A 20,633-nucleotide genomic window follows, 5' to 3' on the forward strand; every position below is an offset into this window, starting at 1 on the left:
TTAGTTTGCCTTTTGAACCGGATATAAGATCCTTAATGCATTAAAAACGGCCTGGTGTGTGACCGTGGCGTGATCTTCTTCGGGCAGGTAGTCATAGTATACCTTCACATTTTTACTTTCAGAACCCTTGATTTTTTCCACCAATAAATTAGCATCTACCTCCATCACATGCGGGATCTGGGTCGGTGCAAGCCCTTCTTTACCCACACCAATGTAGATTTCTGTTTTTTGATTAAATGTCTTTTCCAGCAATTCGGGTTTTGCATTCAAAAGCGATCCATTGTCCCACCATAAGCTGGGGCTTATAATGATGTATTTGTTGAATAATGAAGGCTTTTTGAATAGAATCTCAGTAGCAAGGAGGCCGCCTAGCGACTGCCCGATGATCATTTTAGACGCATTGGTTTTGTATTTCTGAGCGATATAGAGTTGTAATTCTTTTTGTATAAAACTGATAAACCGGTCGGATTTTCCCGTAGTAGGGTTGTTTTTCAGATCAGCGGCAATGGTTGTTGGAAAAGTAAAGTCCCGTTTTCGGTCTACATTGGCGATCCCGACAATGATGGATTTTGGTACACGGTTGATCCAGGAGAAGTTGTTGAATTGAAATAACCCGACAATGTGGATAAAATCTTCATCTGCCGAGCCGTCGAGCAGATATACGACCGGGTACCGCGCGGTATCGGCTGGGTTATAACCTTCCGGCAGGTAAATGTTCAGTGTGCGTTTCTCGGATAACTCAGTGGATTGGATTTCGATGATTTCGCCTAGCACAAAAGGTTTGCTGGCGGGTGCATTTTTGTCTTTTTCTGCTTGTCCAAATGAAGTGGCTGCGCAAAAAATGAGTAATAGAACACTGAGGATACAGATCGAGAAGCTGCCTTGTAAACCTGTTCTACGCCTTTTTTTCATGCTAAGGATAAATTTTCCTAAAACTATCTAATCTTTACCAGTTTACGGAGCAAATAACCGACTTCACCGCATGTTACTCCTTGCCGATGGTCATTTTATTGGTAACCCAAAGCAAAAACACGGCATTGAAAATCAATGTAAAAGGGATGACCGAGAGATTCTTGAAAAACAGAATGATGACCCACTCGGAGGAGTCACCGGAAATAATGGAATGGGTCTTCAACTTGGCGTAGAGGCAGGTTTGATAGGCCGCATAGTCGATCAGTTTATTTACAAGCAACGCGATCAGCAGATATATCACAAAATTGGCCACAATGGATCGCCAGTCTTTTTTGAATTTTTGAAAGGCAATGCGGCTGTTTTCTTTCCAGGTGGCTTTGCTGGTGAGCAGGAGCTTTATCCTCGCGATGCCTTTTTTTACATTCGTTAGTCCCAATGCATAAACAAAGACCATGATTCGTGCAAACTGAATAATTACCTCCAATGCATTGTCTGCAATAGGCGAAATAGGGCCAAAGGCACGAAGTTGCGCCGCCCTGCCCAGCGCTGCGACCATGCCCAGCGCGAGAATAATCATGTAGTGTTTTTTGAAGAATAGCAAAGATTGAATTACCCAGACCAGGCTCTGACGGATACGGAGAGATGTAATCATGACGATGTTGGGGAAGTGGTTGTGTTAGCTGGAACGTTGCTTCTAAAATAACCTTTTTGAGTGGATAAAACACAAGAAATTTTTGAATTGATTGTACGTTTCAGGATTCCAGGCCATCAGATTTTCGGGTTTGATTAAAAAGAAATCATCCCCGCAATTCTAACATTGAGTAAGATTTGCAGGGATGATGAATTTGTTCAGACTTATTTTATTGCTGTCTCTCTTTTTTCTTTTTCGAATGATCTACGATTGCGCCTGTTCCGGCACCTACTCCGGCACCGATCAAACTACCGATCAATGCGCCTTCTGCATGTTTTTTGTTAACAATCGCCCCGGTTATCGCTCCGGTACCTGCGCCTACCACCGCTCCTTTGGCTGTGTGGCTCCATTTTTTCTTTTTGGTGGTCGTACTAGTAGCCGCTACTGGTGCATTGTTGCTATTTGCGACAATCTGCTGCTTTTCTTCCTTGATTCTTTCCTCCTCACGCTGTGCTGCGACGGCATTCATGGAGTCCACAACTGCTTGCTTTTCCATAGCGACTTTCATAGAGTCGATGGTAGCCTGTTGTGCTTTTAAAACTGCTTCTTGTTTGTTAGAACTGCTGTTACAAGCGTTTAAAAGTGCAATCGCAAGTAACATTGAAACGAATGATTTCATCTTATATAGATGGATGGTTATAGTCGTTTATTAGCGAAAACCATGCCAGTGGTAGAGAATGTGGCAATACGCGTGGCAAACCAACTTTTCTCACTTTTGATGGGAACTCTCATCCTTGCAATTATAACATCCAGTGTTAGATTTACAAGGATGTAAGGTCGGAATCCGCCTACCTATAACTCTCAATTTCCCGCAGCATCCCCATTGCTTTCACCACAGGCTCCCACTCCTTTCCATTGAAAATCAGTCTGAACCACTGCTTTTCGCGGTTCTCATATTTTATATTCACAAAAAACCAGACTGCTAAACCTGTAAATGTTAGCGTCACAATGCCTTGGATGACGTACCAGGTTATACCTCCGTTTTTCAACAGACCGTCGCCAATGTAAAAGGTGGTCCAGACCGGGAATTGAAGAAAGAGAAAACGAGTGACCCAGATTGTCGAAGATTGCAAACGTGCGATCCTTTCTTGCGTGGCCAGTAGCGGTTCGCTGATGTCTGTTTGGTAAATGAGGACCATTTGGTACAGATAAATTCCGATGGCCAGTTTAGTCAATAACACCTGAATGGCCGCCGAAATAAGGAAAAAGGGGCTGGCAAAATGAAATGTGGCCACGATCAACGTATCCACAAATACGGCCCACAAAATCCCCGTGACAATCGTAAAGATTTTCAAAGGTTTCATTGAACCGAGCAGCGACTTGATCTTGATTCGCGTAATGTCTTCGGCATTTTTCCGGTTCAGGATCAGGTTATTGTCCAGTTTTTGATCGTACGACTTCCAAAGCGCAATCCATTCTTTGTCTTCCATGGCAGTTATGATTTTAATGCTGAAAATTTTAGTCTGATCTGTTCTTTTATCCTCAAAATCCTTGTAGAAACATTGGTAGGAGTGATACCGAGCATTTCTGCGATTTCCTGCTGGCTGTTTTCTTCCAGGTACAAAAGGATAATCGCCCGGTCTATTTCTTTGAGCTCTTTGATAAACCGGTGGAGTAAAGTAATATCTGAGTCTGGGTCCGGTACCTCATTGTCCTCTTGCAGAGAAATGATTTCGGGATGCAAAGGCTGGGCAATTCCGCTTCTGTGGTTTTCTTTTCTGTAAAACGAAATGGAGACGTTTAAAGCAATGCGGTACATCCATGTTGTGATCCGGTATGACTCGTCGTATTTCGGAAACGCGAGCCACAATTGAATGGTTATTTCCTGAATTAGGTCTTTCCTGTTTTCCGTGTCGCGGCAATAAGCATTGGCCACCTTATAAATAATGCCCTTGTTGGCCTCAATAATAGTCAGAAAATGCTGTGCATCGCGGTTCAGGGACATTGGTTTGTTCGATTTCTCATGTTCGAATAATTTAAGCAGAATAGACTGTTTTTGTAATTATTCGCAGCAAGGAATGGAATGTCACAAATCCGGTGTTTTTAATTCGCGGCCATTCCAGACGGCCTTGTAGCGCGGCTTTCCTTTTATTTCAATGCAGAGCTCCTTTTTGCTGGAATGGTAGCTAGATTTCATACTCGTTTCCTCTTCCCAAAATTCATCTTCATAATGAAACGGGAGTTTCTTGCTTTCAAAAAACAGCCTTATAGAGTTTCCTGTATATGAAAAAACGATGGTATGAAAATGATCAGGATAGCCATTATCTGCATACATATCGTAGCCCGTAGATTGCCCGGCTAGCACCAAAAGCTGATTGTGGTCCTTCAATGGATATTTGAATGGAACAAAGTCGTGAGGACGAAAATCGGTGTAGTAAGTTTTTTGATTGATACTGTAAGCGTAAACGATATCAAAAGTGAATGCCGAGCCGGTTTCGCTGCGGTATGCCTGATTGTAGAAGATGGTATCTATTCTCGCCAGAGAAGCTGCCGACAATTTCCCAGAAATGTTTTCTCTTGTAAGGTTTTTGGAACTAAATAATACAATGCCATCATTAGGAGGAAACAAAAAAGCTAGATTAGAGTCAGTAGAAGCTGTTTCTGTTTGAGGCTGGATAGTTTGGGCTGCGATACCCAGTAATTCAGTATTTGTGCTTTTTGCTGAATAATTTCCCTTGACAAAGTTGAAATTGTTTTTGGAAACAATGGTGACTTGCGCGGAGGTGACAAAAGTCAACAGCGAAAACAGAATAACAAGAATTGGTCTCACGATCAGCTTAAACACCTGTTTTTGGTAAAATAAGGTTTTTTCTACGACCTTATTTTACCAAAAACAGTCAAATAAGAAAAATATCTATGAAAATATATCCTTATTTCACCAACCCCACAGCCTTATCAATCTCCCCACTAAACGCCTTCAAAACCTCGCTAACTCTTAAAATTCCTTGTTCTGCCTCAGCCCAGTTCTTCTGTTCAATCGCTTCACGGATCATGGGGAGCGTCTTTACGCCATAACCTGTGTAATAACCCGGTGCGTAAATCTGATGCTTGTACCATGGCCGGCGGGGAAGACCTGCTGGATTGATCAGGTAACGTTCTGTTTTATAAAGCGTTTGGTTCAACTGAGCAAGTTTATCGGCCGGAATGTTCCCGCCTTTGTTGATAGCGGCGGTGTAGGCGTTTGCACTTTCCTGCAATGTGATCAATGCGTTATCCAAAGGAGCAAAGTTCAGATAAGGCGCGACTGGTTGAGCCGCAATGCTCTGTTTGGGTTCCTTAGGGTCAGAGACTGCTTCAAAACGGCCTTCTGCGAGTAATTTGTTGTGCTCTTCCGCAGTGGTACGGGCAGTTTCCAGTTGCTTTTTCACATCCGTCGCGTACATCTGAACGGTATTGGAGAAGTTGCTGAAATCGAAAGGAAGGATTTCGGCATTGGCAAACCGCAGTACCGACCGCCCAACTGTTTTGGCCAGAGCCACACCGTACGCAAAATCGCCGTCTTTGAAACGGACATAATCGTCATAAGAATCAAAAATAGAATGGTACTCGCCCCCATCGTCTTCGCCTCCATAGCCCAGGTTCAGCGAAGCAATCCCCAAGTGCTGAATGAATGGCGTATAGTCAGAACCGGAACCTAGTGCTCCGATGCGTAAGTCTGCACGGCTGCGGGCTTCCAACTTAGCGGTAGGGCTGCCGCTAACGATGGTGCGCGAACGCAGGCGCTCTATCACACTGGTTCCTTTTTCCGGGTCGACCACATCGCGGCCAACCTGATTGATGAATTTTTCCAATGTATGGGAGCCGCCCGCGCTCAGGAAGCCGCGCCCGTTGCCATCGGTGTTGAGGTACACGACGGTTTTCTCCGAAAGTGTGGTTTTATATTTCTCAACCCATTCTGTAGAGCCCAGCAGGCCGGGCTCTTCGCCATCCCACCAGCAGTACATGATCGTTCTTTTGGGTTTCCAGCCGGTTTTCACAAGTTCTCCCAATGCCCGCGCTTCTTCCAGCTCAGCCACTGCGCCACTCACGGGATCGGCCGCGCCAAATACCCAGGCATCGTGGTGGTTACCGCGCACGACCCATTGATCCGGAAATTCGCTACCTTTTAATGTTGCGATGACATTATAGCATGGCACAATGTCGAAATTGAATTCCAGCTTCAAGTGCACCTTCGCCGGTCCGGGGCCAATGTGGTAGGTGATTGGTAGAGCGCCACGCCAGGCGGCTGGCGCTACCTGGCCACCCAATGCTTTTAACAAAGGCAATGCATCCGAATAGGAGATAGGCAGAACTGGAATTTTCATCATGCTAGGCGCATCTGCGACAGATAAACGCTTATTTTCCGCGCTCGCTACAAAACCATTGGTCAGCGGATCGCCGGGTGCTTGCGGCAGATCTACGACTGAGCCACGCTGCGCACCTGTTTCGTTTTTAAAAGCGCCTTTTGGATAAACATCTCCCTGAAAATAACCGTCCTCCTTAGGATCTGAATAAATAATGCAGCCGATCGCCCCGTGCTCGTAAGCGACTTTGGGCTTGATACCACGCCACGAGTTACCGTATTTGGCAATCACAATCTTGCCTTTTACATCAATACCCAGCTTGGCAAGCTCTTCATAGTCATCAGGGATGCCGTAATTCACAAAAACCAGTTCGGCGGTAACATCTCCATTGGCAGAATAAGCGTGATAAGGCGGCAAAACATCTTTTGTCTGAGCCGAAGTCGCATCTTCTTTAAACGGTTTTTCGACTAAAGAAGCTTTGAATTTCGTAGGCTCCGTCAGTTCAACGATCCGGGTTTTAGGAGTCGGGAAAAGCACATGGACTGTGTCAATATGCGTTTCAAATCCCCACGAAGTGAGTTTGTCTTTGATAAAGAGCGCATTCTTCAATCCATAGGCCGACCCTACCTGATGTGGATAAGCCGTCATGTGTTTCATCCAGTCACGAAGGTTATTGGCTTGAAGCTGCTTGTCGAAAGCTGTTTCAAGATCCAGTTCCTTTTTTGCAGTTTCGACGCTGAAACCCATGAGTTGCTGCGCGACGACTTCGCCTGAAAGTACCAGGCAAAACAGGGCAATGTAAGTTGTTGTTTTTGTGAAAATGTGAAGCATAGTAAAGGAAAGAGTGTTTTATGGATCGTGGCGGCAGTGTAAGATAAAAATTTTATCACAAAATCCTCATTGCCGTGACAATGCCGCCTAATCGCCGCTATCATTTATTACATTTCACATTAAATTTGTTCAAAAAAACTTCACTATGAACAAACTAACGATAGCCGAACAAATCCGTACGTTACGTAAGAGTAAGGGCCTTTCGCAGGAAGCATTGGCTCAACAAGCAGGTATTAACTTGCGCACATTACAAAGAATCGAGGCTGGAAATGCGGAACCCAGAGGCGAAACGGTAAGACTTCTTGCCCGTGCGCTGGAAGTACCCATTGAATCATTGTCTGAACTAGACTCCTTGTCCGAACTAATAGAGAAACCACACGTTCCCGTTGAAGAAGATCTCGGATTTCTGAAACTAATGAACCTTTCCGCACTATCGTTTTGGGTTTTTCCGTTTGGTAACATTCTGCTTCCGCTGGGTTTCTGGATTTATAGAAAAAATAAAATAGCAGGGGTAAAAGAATTAGGAAAACGCATCCTGAATGTTCAGATTGCCTGGGCTATTATCGTTTACGGATTAGCGTTTTTTACCATGCTAGGTGGGATGTGGGGGCTTTTACTTGTTGATGGATATCTCATAGATGCGATGATGGTCATGAAAATTATTTTATTCCTATATGTTGCCAACAGCATTTTTATTATTGCCAGTACCTTCAAAATCACAAAAGGCGAGGAAGACGTTTATTCGACTAGTTTGAAGATTATTCAGTAAAACCTTAATATTTACAAAACCAGCTTCATCTGGATGTTAGATCGCTCGTAAGGCGTCTCACGGCCAGCTATTTTTTGAAAACCCAGCTTATGATACAAGCTGATCGCAGGTTTCAGAACGGTATTACTTTCAAGATAAAGTGATCTGGCTCCCATTGATTTCGCTTTTTCAATGGCCGCATTACCCAGCAGCCAGCCAATGTTCATGCCCTGCGCTTTCGGTGAAACTGCCATTTTTGCCAACTCAAAATCAAATTCAGGATCATCCATTCTGATCAGCGCGCAAACACCGACCGGCTCACTTTTATACAAAGCTACCAGAATGTCTCCGCCACGGTCGAGGATATACGGTTGCGGATTATCGAGCGTTTTATAGTCCGCTTCCTCCATTTTAAAGTAGGTCGAGATCCATTCCACATTCAACTCCCTAAACGCTGACTGATATTTTGGCTCGTACGATACAATTTCAACATAAGCACTTTCCCGTGCCTTGCGCGTCTCCTTCACGCGCTGGAGCAATGATTTTTGTTCCAATAGGAATTCCCATTCTTCAATCGCTTTCCATAAATCATGATTCGCCTGGGCCGAAATGTCCTCTATCGCATTGTTCACATCATCATATTGCGACTGAATTTTTAGGATAATTTCCTTCCCGGCGTCCGAAAGCTGCACCACATTGCGTCGCCCGTCTGCTTGATCCTTCTTCTCAATCACTAACCCCTTCTCAGCCATTTCCCGGATGATCTTACTCACCGAAGGCTGCGAATGCCCGATCTCTGTCGCGATTTCAGTGATTGTGACATCTTCCTGCTCGGAAAGGACGTAAAAAACCGGAAACCATTTAGGCTGCATGTCAATTCCATATAGATAGTAAATCGACGACGCATCATCCGTGATCTTCGCAGTCAGCATCCTGAGACGGCTCCCAAGCGCCATTTTGCCCGTTTTTTTGAAGAAATTCATTTTGTATAGCTAATTACATAATTGGTTATGCAAATTTAGAATAAAAAGAATTACCACACAAGCTCTGAATGGCAGAAGCTTCCAGGCAATAGAGCTTACATCACTTCCCCCCCCTCGTCCGCAGCTCATCCAGCTTCTTCCGGGTATCCGCATTCTCCATGACAGACAGCGCTTTTTCAAATTGCGCAATGGCACTAGCATTGTCTTTTTTTGCTACGAAATAATCCCCGTAAGAATCATAGACATTGCCGCTTTCAGGATAATTGGCGATGTTGAGTTTGAACAAGCTCTCCGCTTTCCGGAATTGTTTGCTGCCGAGTGCCTGGTAACCCATTGTATTGATTGCGTTTTCGGGAGGCGCCACTTTGTGCCCCATCTGTTTGGATACCAGGGTGTAATGCTTCAGATATTTGTCCGCGAGGGCAGTGGTACTGTCGTTAAAATCCTTTTGGGTCAGGTTCAGCGGGTAAAAATCGAAAATAAACCGGAGCGCGTCATATTCGGTAATCAGCGGCGCGGAACTGTGGGTGTCGTCGGGATAATACTTGCTTTTATATCTCAAGCCGTTTTGCGGATTGGCCTTCGCGTGTTTGTCCAGCTCAAATATCGAGCGGATGTGGCCGTTCATGGCGGTAGTATCTTTCGGCAGTTTGGCGAGCGTCATTCCTTCGCTCATCGTATTAGCAATGCCCAGGTATAGCGAAGTTCCCGCAAATTTTTGCGTGCTGAGGGCTTTTTTCGTCGTTTTCAAAAAATTCATATGGTCATACCACATGCTGGGGTCAATGCAGATGTAGCTATTGAAAAGCTTTGGACGATTGACTAATGCATTCATCACCGCCAAACCTCCAAACGAGTGTCCAATGAGCATTTTATAGGGTTCCGTGGGATACAATGAGTCGATATGCGGGATGAGTTCTTTTTCAATAAAAGAAAGGAAATTGTTGCCTCCACCGGTATTTTTGGAAAACGTGCTATCCATAAATGGCGGGTCACTGTCGACATGCGTCGGCGTCAAATCCCTTCTGCGATCGGTATTGGGTATCGCCACAACGATCATTTCAGGGCAAAAGTTATTGCCATTCACCGAGCTCAACTGCTGGATCATCCCCACCACCGAAGTAAAATGTGCATCGCCGTCCAGCAAGTAAACCACCGGGTAGCGTGTTTTTCCATGAAGTCCGCCACCAGGCACATGCACCCACACCTTCCGCATTTCGCCCAATATTTTCGATTGAATGCTATCGATCTTGCCGATTGCGATGATGTTTTTGTCCTGCGCCGAAGCGAGGTAGGAAGTTGTTAAAAGGATAAAAAAGAAAATTTTTTTCATGGCTGGCGGAAAGGATATATTGAAAGACCTAAATTATCAATTTTCAGATCAATATGGAATTGTCCTTTTTCAACCAATAAACTTCCTGTCAGTTAACCTATTCTTCCCCGATGCGCCCAACCTGCACCTCTCCATTCGCTTCATAACTGGCAAATATCAACCCAGTAGAAGCCATAGCATGTTTAATCAATTTGAAACCGCCCGGAAGTGTACCCGCGGCGAATAGTTTTTTGCCTTTACCCAACACCACCGGATAGATCCAGAGGTTCATTTGATCGATCAGGCCATGTTGGAAGAGGGATTGGATAAAATCGGCACTACCCCACATATGCAAATCGATCCCGTCGCTGGCTCTTAATTCTTTAACTTGCTCGATGGTATCGCCATTCAACAAAACAGTGCCTTCCCAGCTGGATTCTTTCAACGTACGGGTAGCCACGTACTTCTTGATACCATTGAATTTGTCCGCAATCGGGCCGGTTTGAAATGGCCAATATGGCTCCCAAATGTCATAGGTAACACGCCCCAAAAGTAGATCATAATCCTCTTGAATGGCATCAATGATCGTTTTTCCTGATATATCGTCCCCATAGTTCGCGCTCCAACCGCCCAGTTTGAAACCGTCGGTGGTATCTTCGTCAGGTCCTCCCGGCGCCTGTATCACGCCGTCCAGACTTATATGTTCATTGATGATGATCCTTCTCATTGTGTTGCTGGTTAAAGTTTGTAAATGTTTGATAATGCAAATCTAAATGCATTCTAACAAACCCACAGGTGGTAAAAACGACATTCATATGGGCCAATTGCGTCAAATATTTTATCTCCCAAACAATGCCGAACCATCCCGAACAACAAATGACCATACCTGACAACTCCTGACTACTTTCCAAAAACCCCCTTATCCCCAAATTTCATCACCTCTTTCAGCTTTACCTCGTTTTCCTTCGCCTTGGCGGTGTCACCTTTTTTGGTATAAACCTTCACCAGTCCCGCCAATCCAAGTCCGCTACCCGGATACCTTTTCAAAACACTTTCGTAAACCTCCACGGCCTTATCCGGTCTCCCGGCTTTTTCGTAAGCCGTAGCGAGACTGATCGCCACGGGGCGCGGGTAATTTGGCGGCTCACTGTAACCCAATGCGATCTCCCCTTTTTGTGCTTTTTCGAGGAGCTTAATGGCCTCGTCGTATTTGCCCTGCGCAGTTTTGACGCAACCCTGCAGTTCCAGCGACGAAACATTGAGCATGCTTTGATTCCTTTTATTTAATATACTATCCTTCCCGGCCTGCTTTTCATTGCGCCACAAAAACGCATCCAGGCCATTGGAATACTGCAAAGCCTCCTCCGTTTTTCCCTTGCTGATCGCGTCCATGCCTTTTACAAATTGCAGGATAGCGTCCTTGAAAGCCATATTCGAATTGTTGAAAACCGAGTCTTTGTCCACAATCAGTTCCAGCTGTGCCGCCGCCTTGTCCCAATACCCGAAAGCCATTTCCATCCGCGCCGGGGCCAGGATACCCTGACGGAAAAATGTGCCGTCATAAATCTTCTTGCGCTCCTTCGTGATCGGCATTTTCTTCAATTTTTCGGCATAGTACAGCCCCTCATTATGCCTCCCGTCGTGGGCGCAGTTGCTGATCAGGTAGTTGATGTTGTGAATGTAGTTCCAGTTATCCACCTCCTGCACGCCCTCGTTTTTCATATATGCCGAATCCGTTTTCACCGCCGCCACAAATGCATCATGCGCCTTTTTGTAATCCCCCACCCGGTTGTATATGTGCCCCGGCATGTGTACGATGTGCCCGGAAGCGGGTGCGAGCGACGCCAGCACATCCGCACTTTCGAGCGCCCGTTCAGGACAGCAATGCTCCATCAAATGGATCCAGTAATGGTTAAATGCGTGATTTTGTGGGTCAATGCGTTGGACATCTTTCAACAAAAACTCTGCATACATTTGCCCGTCATTCGGGTTCATATCATCATCGAAACCCTCCATTTTACCCAGGGCCAGCATTAACTTAGCATCGATATCATCCGGGAATTTGTGAACGATAACCTCGTATTTTTTCAGCATTTCGGGATAAGCCTTGTCTTTCAGCGAATCGCTCAGCAGTGCAATTTCGGCGTATAGCTTTTCGTGCTCATTGGCTTTTTTGACCAATCTTTTAAGCTTCCCGATCGCCAGCTTTTTCTGGGCCGTGAGTACACTGTCTTCATCCGACCCCAGCGCCTGCACCAGTCCGACATAAGGCATTACCGCAGCCGAATCATTCGCAATCGCCTCTTTGAAAGCCCGGTAAGCCTCAAAATCCCAAAAATCATGCATCAGGTTCAGCCCCTGGTTGTAGTAAGCCTGCGTTTTTTCAGAAGTCGTCACAATCTTCATCGCCGACTTCCCGATGCCGGTCATCAGTTTCGGTGCAGGCAGGTTGTGAATGTAAAAAGTCGTAGCCCGCGACGCCTGCATATGGGCAAGATGGCTGTGATTGGCTTTGTTGTCGTCTACGTGATGGTCGTGTTGGGAATAACCGGCGGTCGCCACCGCCATGAGGCTGAAGAGGAGAAGTTTTTTCATTTCAAGAATTAGTCGAGGTACGTTTAGTTAGTTTCCTAATTTAATGTATTTCAGTCAATTCCTATTTTCTTCTTATTAATTGGTTCCCAGATCAAGGCCAGTTATCCACATTCATCTAGTTTGTTTATAATGAATGTAGTTTTGAGGGAAGTAAGGTTTTTTGCTTTTGAATAGAATTTATAGCTTATTCCACTTTCTCTTTGCCTTACTTTTTGTCTTGATACAAAAGAGTAACCGCGCGGCGTCCGCAAAAAAATCAAGGCGAAAAAAAGCTTCCATGCTCATACCTTACGCTCCCCCCGCTTTTTCGCCAGGCCAACGCTCTATTGTCAGTGACTCGATTGCTTGATTCTCTATTAAACAGAAAGTCTACCTTCCTTTAAGCATAATGTGTGCGTGGGGCCGGCAAAAAAGCGGGGTGCGCGCTGGCCCTGAGAGCGGAAGCATTATTTTGCCTTGATTTTTTGGCGGTCGCCGCGCGGTTCTTTTTGTATCAAGACAAAAGAACAAAGAACCGGAGGCAGGCGATAGAAAAAGCAATAAACCAGTTAACACCAACCAACCAGGCAGCCCAAAACAACCCTACCTATCATCAAACGCCACAAACCCAACCTTCTTAGAAACCCTCTTCTTCCGAACCGGAACAACTTCAATAACAACCGGCGGCACCAAAGTAATCTCCAATTTATGTTGAGAATACTTTACCGTCACCGCCTCCCCACATTCAAACCCCAAATCCTGCAGCCACTTCCCGGCAAGCCTGATCTCCGGAAAAAACACGGCCTTGAAATTTTCCCGCTGATAGTACTTTTCGCAAATTTTTAGTTGCTTTTCGCCTGATTTTGAAATTTTTTCTTGGTGTGTCATAGCATAATTATTTGCTACAATAGTATTACGAAAAATACTAATAACAAAATAAGTACGCATTAAAACATAATTTACTGCTATATTGAGGCATTTCATGGACGCAGAAAATTTGCCGACTTTGCTATCAGAAAGCAAATAATAAGCGTCCAGTGTCAAAATTACGTCTTAATAGAATAAAAGTCCTTTTAGTGGAAAAGAACCTTACCAGTAAGGATTTGGCTAAACATATGGACAAAACTGAGTCGACTGTATCACGGTGGTGTACAAACGAGGTGCAGCCTTCGGTAGAGACGCTTTATGCGATTTCGGTTTTTTTGAAGGTTGATATTCGGGAGTTGTTGGTTTCCACAACCAGTTAAGTGACGAGAGAAAGGTCAAGTAATTAGTTCTGCAAAGACCACTAAAAGTCCATTGTTTCAAAATTGCCTTATTTTAAAATCCTCTTTTATGAAGCTGTATTCCAAAACAATTATCACAGTACTTGCACTAGCATTGACGTTTTGCGCGAAAAAATCTTCTCTGACAGTCACTAGGAACTATCCTGAACGGGAACGAGACTGTTCACTGGATATATTTATCGACGAAAAGGACATCAAAAGGCCTTTTGAAACAATTTGTATAATTGATACAAAGACGGGTAAATCAGCTTTTCATGGTAAAGGCTTAAACAAAGTGATTGATATCGGCAGACCCTTAGCTTGTCGAGCAGGCTCAGACGCGCTAATTGTGTTAGCTGTCGGCAGGACCAATGGTCAAGGGTTCAATGATGCCGGAGGATCTGCCAATGGAATATTAAAAGGGATAAAATATACAGACGGAGGCCCTAAACCTGAAAAATTGAAAGATTTAGAGCCGAAAACCCAAATGGAAAAATCAAATGCAGCATTTAAAAAAAGACGAGAAGCAAAAAAGAACCAATAATTCCTGGGAAAGATTTCAAACGCTTTTATATATACCGATAGGCAAACTTAGAACATATATGTTTTCCACTTACCCTCGCATATGATACAATTTTTGACAGGAGATATGCTCCAAGCCAAAACAGAGGCTTTAGTAAACACCGTCAACACCGTCGGAGTAATGGGGAAAGGCATTGCCCTGCAATTCAAAGAGGCATTTCCACATAACTACAAAGTCTATGCGGACGCGTGTAAACGTCACGAGCTTGCTCCGGGCAAACTTCTGGCTGTTTGGGACAATAGTATGCTTTTGGGCAAACGGCTGATTTTCAACTTCCCGACGAAAACGCATTGGCGAAAACCTTCTGAATATTCCTACATAGAAGACGGTCTCGTTGCATTGCGAGAGCTCATATCGGAGCAAAAAGTTTCGAGCATTGCCCTTCCTCCCCTTGGCTGCGGAAATGGTGGATTGGATTGGAATATTGTTAAACCCCTGGTCGAAAAACATTTGGGCTCACTCAATTCAGAAATTGTTGTCTTTGAGCCTAATGCTCATATCAAGGCAATCTTACAAAAGCAAGCTACGACCAAAACAGCGAAGCTAACTCCTGCCCGCGCGCAGCTGCTATATGCATTGTTTGCTTACGAAAGTATGGGCGAGCACAGCAGCCTTTTTGCGGCCAACAAGCTGGCGTACTTCTATCAGAGACTCGGCCAACCATTGAAACTAACATTCACCGCACAACATTATGGTCCTTATGCGACTGGCGTTGAAAAAGTGCTCTATGCATTGAATGGCGTGTTTTTAAAAGGAATGGAGCAAGGAGAAGTCAAGGCATTCGAGCCGCTCATGCTCAATTACGAAAAGTGGCATGAAGTAAACGATTACATCAAAAACGAGCTCAGTCCTGAGGCAAAAGCAATCAACCAAAAGCTTCTCACATTAATCGACGGATTCAGCTCGGATTTATCTCTCGAAATATTGGCAACCACTGATTTTATCATTCAAAACAATCCGGAGTTTGGGATTGATGAGATTATGGAAAAGATAAAAGCTTGGAGTAAGAGGAAAAGTGAGTTAATTAAGAGGGAGTATGTTGAGATTGCGCTGGGGCATTTGAGGAGGCATGGAGGTAGGTGATTTGAATGAGTTTTAAACAGAGAATGGTTCTGTTGAAAATTAGAAAATTAAATCACACTCTTTGAAGAGACGAGAAAAAATCTTTCGTGTTTTCCTAGAACAATTTCCTTTATGCAATTCCCGACAGATTGAAGTACTCCGGAAACGAGGCCAATCCACTACTATTTTTATTGATGAGTACTGAGAGAAACTAGTTGCTCAAACGATTTGGTTGACAGATACTACCAAACAATAGCAAGTAATTATTAAAAAGATAACACATATTAGCCAATGAACATACAATCGCTATTTATTGAAAAGCTATTTGGGGTAAAAGACGTAAGGATTCCATTCTACGACAATAAAATAATTCTTGTGGGAGAAAATGGCGCCGGCAAGACCACAATATTGAGAATTATTTACCTATTTCTTGCAAAACAATGGAAGTCGTTAAAGGATTATGAATTTAATAAAATTGAAATGATTATCGACAATTGTCTTTATGTATTTTCACACGATCAACATACTGACGAATCCGTTCCAACCTCAGTAATAAACAAACTGGCAGGAGAATATCCAACCTATCGCGACTTCATTCATCAAGAGTTGCCGAAATATACTACTGAGCAACTTCTAAACGATGACACTCTCGTATCCGGCTTAGATGGAAATTATGATATTCCTATAAGCCTAATATTTTCAATAATGAAGGAGCTTGAAAAAGTTAAAACAGGAAGTCCCAAATTCCCGTGGAAAGTAAATTTAATTTATCTGCCGACTTACCGACGAATCGAAAGAAGCTATGAAATTCTTTATGGAGACATAGGGAAGAGACTCGCCCAGCATATCAAACAACTGTTTCCTGAAATAAATTATAAGATCCAGGATGAGAAAAATAGTTCTGAACCCAGCAGATTTAGTGAGACAGAGACCGACATTCTTGGGCTGTTTGATGCAATTTGGACAAAAAGAGATTTCGAGAGATGGACTAGTAGGCTTGACAAAAATTTCCACTTGGAATTGATAGAATTTGGAATGGAGGATGTTAGGTATCACATCCAAAACCTTCTCTCGGACCCTAAGAATGACCATATTGTAAAGAACTACCTGGAAGTGTGCAACAGATATCTCTCATCTGATAAAAAAATCATTTCTGCATCGAAAACTATGGTACTCGCGGTCGAATTTTCAGTTAAAAAAGACTTACAGCCACTCGACATTTTATCAGCAGGAGAAAAACAAATCTTATCGCTTTTCAGTTATTTATTGACTGCGCCAGAAGAAACATATGTTATAATCGATGAACCTGAGCTCTCTCTCTCAATAGCTTGGCAAGAAATGATTCTTACAGATATCATAAAATTCAACATAGCCGGGCTAATAATTGCGACACACTCTCCCTTCATGATAACACCGAAACTAAAACTTATTACTCACGGGGTAAATGAGTTCATTGAACAGTAAACATGGATTATAAAGACCTATTGTTCGAGAAAAAAAAAGTCATTGTCCCGCGTGCGAGATTTATACAGTTACAACAAAAATATATTCGAAACGAAAAGTCCTTACACGTTTTTACAGAAAACAACGATGATTTTGAATTCTATCGCCATACAATAGCACACGTGTTCACAGGATACAAAATCGAGCACTATTCAATGGAGGGTAAAAAGAATGTTAAAGAGATATTTAATGAAATTAAAACAACTGCTTATAACTCATCGCTACTACTATTTTTTGTAGACAAAGACTATGATGACATCCTAAATATACCAATGATAAAAGAAATAAATTTTTTTTATACTAAATACTATTCAATTGAAAATTACCTGGTTAGCTCAGAGATTCTAGAAATAATTTTAGGAAGATTCTTCACCCATATGAATAGCAAAGTTAAAATTAAATTAATCGACTTGTACAATGTTGCATACTCGCTTTTTGTAAAGCAGATGAAGGTGTTTACCAAATTTATTTTGTTAGATCGGGAAAAAACAAAAAAAGCGGAGTTGGATAAATTCAAACTTGCATATTTTATCCACATTGAAGGAATGGTATACATGTTCAAAAAACTTCGCACCGATTACATCTATAACAAAATAATCCGAGATACTAAATCGACAAAACTGCAAAAGAATTTACTAAGAAATAAAGGCATTCTCGATATTCTAGTTGAAAAGTGTAATTATGACAAATCCATCGTATCTTTTTACAAACTATATCAAAAATATAAAGAAATTGAATTAATAAGCGATCCGAAAATTCATATCCGTGGGAAATATGAGCTTTGGTTTTTCATAGAAGTCATTAAAACGGTAGATCAAGCAGTAAAAAAAATCTTTGATAATGATTCAGATATATCATCTGAGCATGAAGCAGTTCCAAGAGCTCGAACGCCAATAAGCGACGACAACATATTCGACTTAGTTTGCCCAAAGATGGGATTTCCTGAGGATGTAAATAATTTTGCAAAACGAAATTACGCAAATTTAAATGGACACAGTTAAAAGTATTTTCAATAACAAACTTCTGAGAATCCCGGATTACCAGCGCGGATACTCATGGGATAGATCAAATCTCGACGATTTTTGGCAAGATTTGATTAATCTGCAATCCGACAAAGTCCATTACACTGGGATGATTAGCGTAGAACTAGTCGATAAAATTGAATATGAAAATTGGAACGAGGACACGTGGATAATCGAAGGGCGTGGAGACAAAGCATACTTTATTGTGGATGGCCAGCAGCGGCTTACAACGATAATAATTCTGATATGGGTGGTATGTCAGAGGATGCCAGAAGGTAGTCAGCTAAATTACCTCACCAAACAACAGATAATTGATAAATATATATTTACTGTCAATAGTGCGGCAGGGCAGAAAAGCTTTCTATTTGGCTATCATAGAGACAATCCTAGCTATGAATTTTTGAAACGTGAGATATTTGAGCAGGACCCTTCTGATAATTCACCACAAATTGAAGAAACTGTCTACACCAACAACCTGCTTAATGCTAAGAGGTACTTTATTGAAAAAACCAAAAAATTGACTCTATTTGAGTTGGAAGCGTTATTTCAAAAACTAACTCAACAATTAATGTTTGATTTTAAAATTCTTGAAAAGGAGCTGGATATATTCATAGTTTTTGAAACGATGAATAACAGGGGAAAACCATTATCAAACTTAGAAAAGTTAAAAAACAGGCTTATTTACCTTTCAACACTCTTACCAAATGAAAATAGCGATCGTAAGATCGAACTACGAAGCAAAATAAATGAACATTGGAAAACAATCTATAAATATTTGGGCTTTAACAAGGAACAGCGATTAGATGATGATTCATTTCTTCAGAACCACTGGATAATGTTTGCAAGATACGATAGAAGAGAGCCTGAGTTTTATGCCAAAGATTTATTTGAGCGATATTACACCTCACAGAATGTAATCTCTGGCAAAGAAGGGTTTAATTCGATATCGAATTACATTGAAAGTGTCGCCGAGGGGGCTAAACAATGGTTTTTAATAAATAGCCCATCTCATCCTCATGCCTTGGAAATAGCAGAGTCCCGACAAATTATAACATGGCTCCGGAAGCTGAATAGGTTGGGAGTAAAATCATTCGCTCCATTAATTCTTGCAGCATTGCTGACAGAAAGCGACAAAGCAAAGGTTACTAAACTTCTTCGTACAATTGAAGCGTATATTTTCTTAATATTTTATGTCTCTTTCAAGCGATCAAATACCGGAACATATCATTTTTTTACACGTGCAAATGAGTTGTACAGTGGAGATGCAACAATAGAATCGGTTATTGAAGATATTTCACTTTGGATCTATGGCAAAAAAGATGTTAATGGCTATTTCGACATCGACGGCTTCTATTCTTATCTCAGAGACCTGTTTTTGAGAGACAACACCAGTGGATACTACGACTGGAAATTTCTTCGATATTTCTTATTTGAGTATGATGTGTCCTTACAAAGACAGCACGAATTGCCAAATAATTGGAGTGGTTTGAATTCAGTTCAACAGATTTACCCGAGCAAACCTATTCTTACTTGCTGGAAAAATTCTTTTCGAAGCTACTCTCCTCAGCAAAGAAAGTTTCTCGCCGGAAGTCTCGGAAATTTCATACTGGTTAATAGCGCACATGATTTCGATCAATGTTTCGAGGATAAAAAAGAGCTTTTCGGCGATTTTGCGAATACGTTGGAATTAAAAAATGTACCAGATTGGAATGATGAACAAATTTTAAAACGTGGTATACACATGCTCAATTTCATGGAAAACAGATGGAATGTCGAACTAGGCACTTTTGACGAAAAGGCTAGACTGCTCTTTCTAGACTTCACAATATCAGCACGTGAATGACCATTTGAAACCACTGAACAATCAGAAATTAATAATAAGAATAGTCACTCTTCCAAGACGAAACGGTCAAAGTACCATATTCCGATGTTTTCTGAACAGTTAAGACTACGATTTTTTAAGTATTGGCCTTCAGAACAACGCTATCATGTCAAATTCCACATATGCTTTGACTATTCATAGCTGTTGCGGATCTGCGTAAATTAATAGAACCAACTTATTTCAAGCCACTTGCCACTACGAGGAGGCGAGAAAATTTTTTTGCCAAAGAAATCATGGCATATGTCTACTCCGTTCAAGACTTAAGACGACCTCGTATCCTTAATATGGCAATTTTTTGGTAAGGTCGAAAAATAATTGGACTATTCAAAGTAACTGTTTTTAGATCGGAAGAATCTGCCCCATCCTCCAAATTCCGGTAAACTATTGACAGCCAATCCACGTTAACCAAACCGAAGGCAATAAAACACATTAAAAAAACAGCAACCATTTCCCTCATTTCATAACTATTTTAATAACACACAAAAGCCCCTCAAAGAAACACGGGGCCTTGAAACAGAAATTACAATGATACAAATACAAAAACACACAAAAAAGGACAAGTTGAAAAGCCAGTCTCAGGAGTTTACAAAAAACCGTTACTCCGTACTCTATACGTTGAAAGGCCAGTATCAACACGTGGGATGTTCGTCGGAGGAAGAAGCGCAATACGTGCTAGGCACCCTCATGACCGACGGCAACCGCATCCCCACCGGCATCTACGACTCCAAAACCGATTCCTTCGAATTCGAAATCATCGGCCAATACTTCCACGCCCAAGACCCCATCGCCGACCAGCAGGAACGCCTGCACGAAATCCTGACAGTTTCAAAAGTATTAAGAAGAAGAGACGGCAGCTGGCACCCCGCAGTGATGGGAAGAGCTAGTTTTTTTGCGTAAGATTTAACCCATGGGAGGGCCTTACATTAGAATGAAAGGTCCTTTTTCCGAAACTTGCGACTGGCTTTTAAGTCGGCTATTATTT

20 protein-coding genes are annotated in these 20,633 nt (G+C 42.5%); 8 read left to right on the top strand and 12 right to left on the bottom strand.

Going from position 1 to position 20,633, the window contains the following annotated elements:
* The 7 genes from ABIO93_RS25350 to ABIO93_RS25380 form a co-directional block, all read right to left on the bottom strand.
* A complete protein-coding gene (locus ABIO93_RS25350; protein WP_348072796.1) occupies positions 1 to 912 on the bottom strand; it encodes an alpha/beta hydrolase-fold protein in 912 nt (303 codons plus the stop codon).
* 73 nt (positions 913 to 985) lie between these two features.
* Positions 986 to 1,564 carry a hypothetical protein gene (locus ABIO93_RS25355; RefSeq protein ID WP_348072797.1) on the bottom strand — a complete coding sequence of 193 codons (579 nt, stop codon included), beginning with the start codon at positions 1,562 to 1,564 and terminating at the stop codon, positions 986 to 988.
* A 208-nt stretch (positions 1,565 to 1,772) separates the two neighbouring features.
* Positions 1,773 to 2,222 (bottom strand): YMGG-like glycine zipper-containing protein, encoded by a 450-nt coding sequence (locus ABIO93_RS25360; protein WP_348072798.1) that lies wholly within the window; start codon positions 2,220 to 2,222, stop codon positions 1,773 to 1,775.
* A gap of 169 nt (positions 2,223 to 2,391) precedes the next feature.
* Positions 2,392 to 3,033, bottom strand: coding sequence for a hypothetical protein (locus tag ABIO93_RS25365; protein WP_348072799.1), 642 nt, complete (start codon positions 3,031 to 3,033; stop codon positions 2,392 to 2,394).
* A gap of 5 nt (positions 3,034 to 3,038) precedes the next feature.
* Positions 3,039 to 3,548 (bottom strand): sigma-70 family RNA polymerase sigma factor, encoded by a 510-nt coding sequence (locus tag ABIO93_RS25370; protein WP_348072800.1) that lies wholly within the window; start codon positions 3,546 to 3,548, stop codon positions 3,039 to 3,041.
* Positions 3,549 to 3,629: 81 nt separating this feature from the next.
* A complete protein-coding gene (locus tag ABIO93_RS25375) occupies positions 3,630 to 4,373 on the bottom strand; it encodes a hypothetical protein (RefSeq protein WP_348072801.1) in 744 nt (247 codons plus the stop codon).
* Positions 4,374 to 4,473: 100 nt separating this feature from the next.
* Positions 4,474 to 6,717: a transferrin receptor-like dimerization domain-containing protein gene (locus ABIO93_RS25380; RefSeq protein WP_348072802.1), complete on the bottom strand. Its 2,244-nt coding sequence runs from the start codon at positions 6,715 to 6,717 to the stop codon at positions 4,474 to 4,476.
* A 145-nt stretch (positions 6,718 to 6,862) separates the two neighbouring features.
* Between ABIO93_RS25380 and ABIO93_RS25385 the strand changes: the two genes are divergently transcribed.
* Entirely contained in the window at positions 6,863 to 7,486 is a 624-nt protein-coding gene (locus ABIO93_RS25385; RefSeq protein ID WP_348072803.1) for a helix-turn-helix domain-containing protein, read from the top strand.
* A gap of 11 nt (positions 7,487 to 7,497) precedes the next feature.
* Here ABIO93_RS25385 and ABIO93_RS25390 read toward each other — a convergent pair whose 3' ends face one another.
* The 5 genes from ABIO93_RS25390 to ABIO93_RS25410 form a co-directional block, all read right to left on the bottom strand.
* On the bottom strand, positions 7,498 to 8,448 hold the full coding sequence (locus ABIO93_RS25390; protein ID WP_348072804.1) for a bifunctional helix-turn-helix transcriptional regulator/GNAT family N-acetyltransferase: 951 nt from the start codon (positions 8,446 to 8,448) through the stop codon (positions 7,498 to 7,500).
* 100 nt (positions 8,449 to 8,548) lie between these two features.
* Positions 8,549 to 9,781, bottom strand: coding sequence for an alpha/beta hydrolase-fold protein (locus tag ABIO93_RS25395; RefSeq protein ID WP_348072805.1), 1,233 nt, complete (start codon positions 9,779 to 9,781; stop codon positions 8,549 to 8,551).
* A gap of 97 nt (positions 9,782 to 9,878) precedes the next feature.
* Complete coding sequence (locus tag ABIO93_RS25400; RefSeq protein WP_348072806.1) at positions 9,879 to 10,487, bottom strand: dihydrofolate reductase family protein; 609 nt, start codon at positions 10,485 to 10,487, stop codon at positions 9,879 to 9,881.
* 173 nt (positions 10,488 to 10,660) lie between these two features.
* Positions 10,661 to 12,355: a tetratricopeptide repeat protein gene (locus ABIO93_RS25405; protein ID WP_348072807.1), complete on the bottom strand. Its 1,695-nt coding sequence runs from the start codon at positions 12,353 to 12,355 to the stop codon at positions 10,661 to 10,663.
* Between the two features lie 582 nt (positions 12,356 to 12,937).
* Positions 12,938 to 13,282, bottom strand: coding sequence for a SymE family type I addiction module toxin (locus ABIO93_RS25410; protein WP_348072808.1), 345 nt, complete (start codon positions 13,280 to 13,282; stop codon positions 12,938 to 12,940).
* 89 nt (positions 13,283 to 13,371) lie between these two features.
* Between ABIO93_RS25410 and ABIO93_RS25415 the strand changes: the two genes are divergently transcribed.
* From ABIO93_RS25415 to ABIO93_RS25445, 7 genes are all read left to right on the top strand, one after another.
* Complete coding sequence (locus ABIO93_RS25415; protein WP_348072809.1) at positions 13,372 to 13,581, top strand: helix-turn-helix transcriptional regulator; 210 nt, start codon at positions 13,372 to 13,374, stop codon at positions 13,579 to 13,581.
* Positions 13,582 to 13,669: 88 nt separating this feature from the next.
* Positions 13,670 to 14,143, top strand: coding sequence for a hypothetical protein (locus tag ABIO93_RS25420; RefSeq protein ID WP_348072810.1), 474 nt, complete (start codon positions 13,670 to 13,672; stop codon positions 14,141 to 14,143).
* Positions 14,144 to 14,224: 81 nt separating this feature from the next.
* A complete protein-coding gene (locus ABIO93_RS25425; protein WP_348072811.1) occupies positions 14,225 to 15,265 on the top strand; it encodes a macro domain-containing protein in 1,041 nt (346 codons plus the stop codon).
* Between the two features lie 270 nt (positions 15,266 to 15,535).
* Entirely contained in the window at positions 15,536 to 16,708 is a 1,173-nt protein-coding gene (locus ABIO93_RS25430) for an AAA family ATPase (protein ID WP_348072812.1), read from the top strand.
* Positions 16,709 to 16,710: 2 nt separating this feature from the next.
* Entirely contained in the window at positions 16,711 to 17,748 is a 1,038-nt protein-coding gene (locus ABIO93_RS25435; protein ID WP_348072813.1) for a DUF4435 domain-containing protein, read from the top strand.
* A complete protein-coding gene (locus tag ABIO93_RS25440) occupies positions 17,735 to 19,612 on the top strand; it encodes a DUF262 domain-containing protein (RefSeq protein WP_348072814.1) in 1,878 nt (625 codons plus the stop codon). The genes ABIO93_RS25435 and ABIO93_RS25440 overlap by 14 nt, the downstream gene beginning before the upstream one ends.
* 564 nt (positions 19,613 to 20,176) lie before the next feature.
* The gene (locus ABIO93_RS25445) at positions 20,177 to 20,548 is read left to right on the top strand and encodes a hypothetical protein (protein WP_348072815.1); all 372 of its coding nucleotides are present in this window, start codon (positions 20,177 to 20,179) and stop codon (positions 20,546 to 20,548) included.
* Positions 20,549 to 20,633: the final 85 nt, after the last annotated feature.

The organism is Dyadobacter sp. (genome assembly GCF_039919315.1).
Lineage (GTDB): Bacteria > Bacteroidota > Bacteroidia > Cytophagales > Spirosomataceae > Dyadobacter.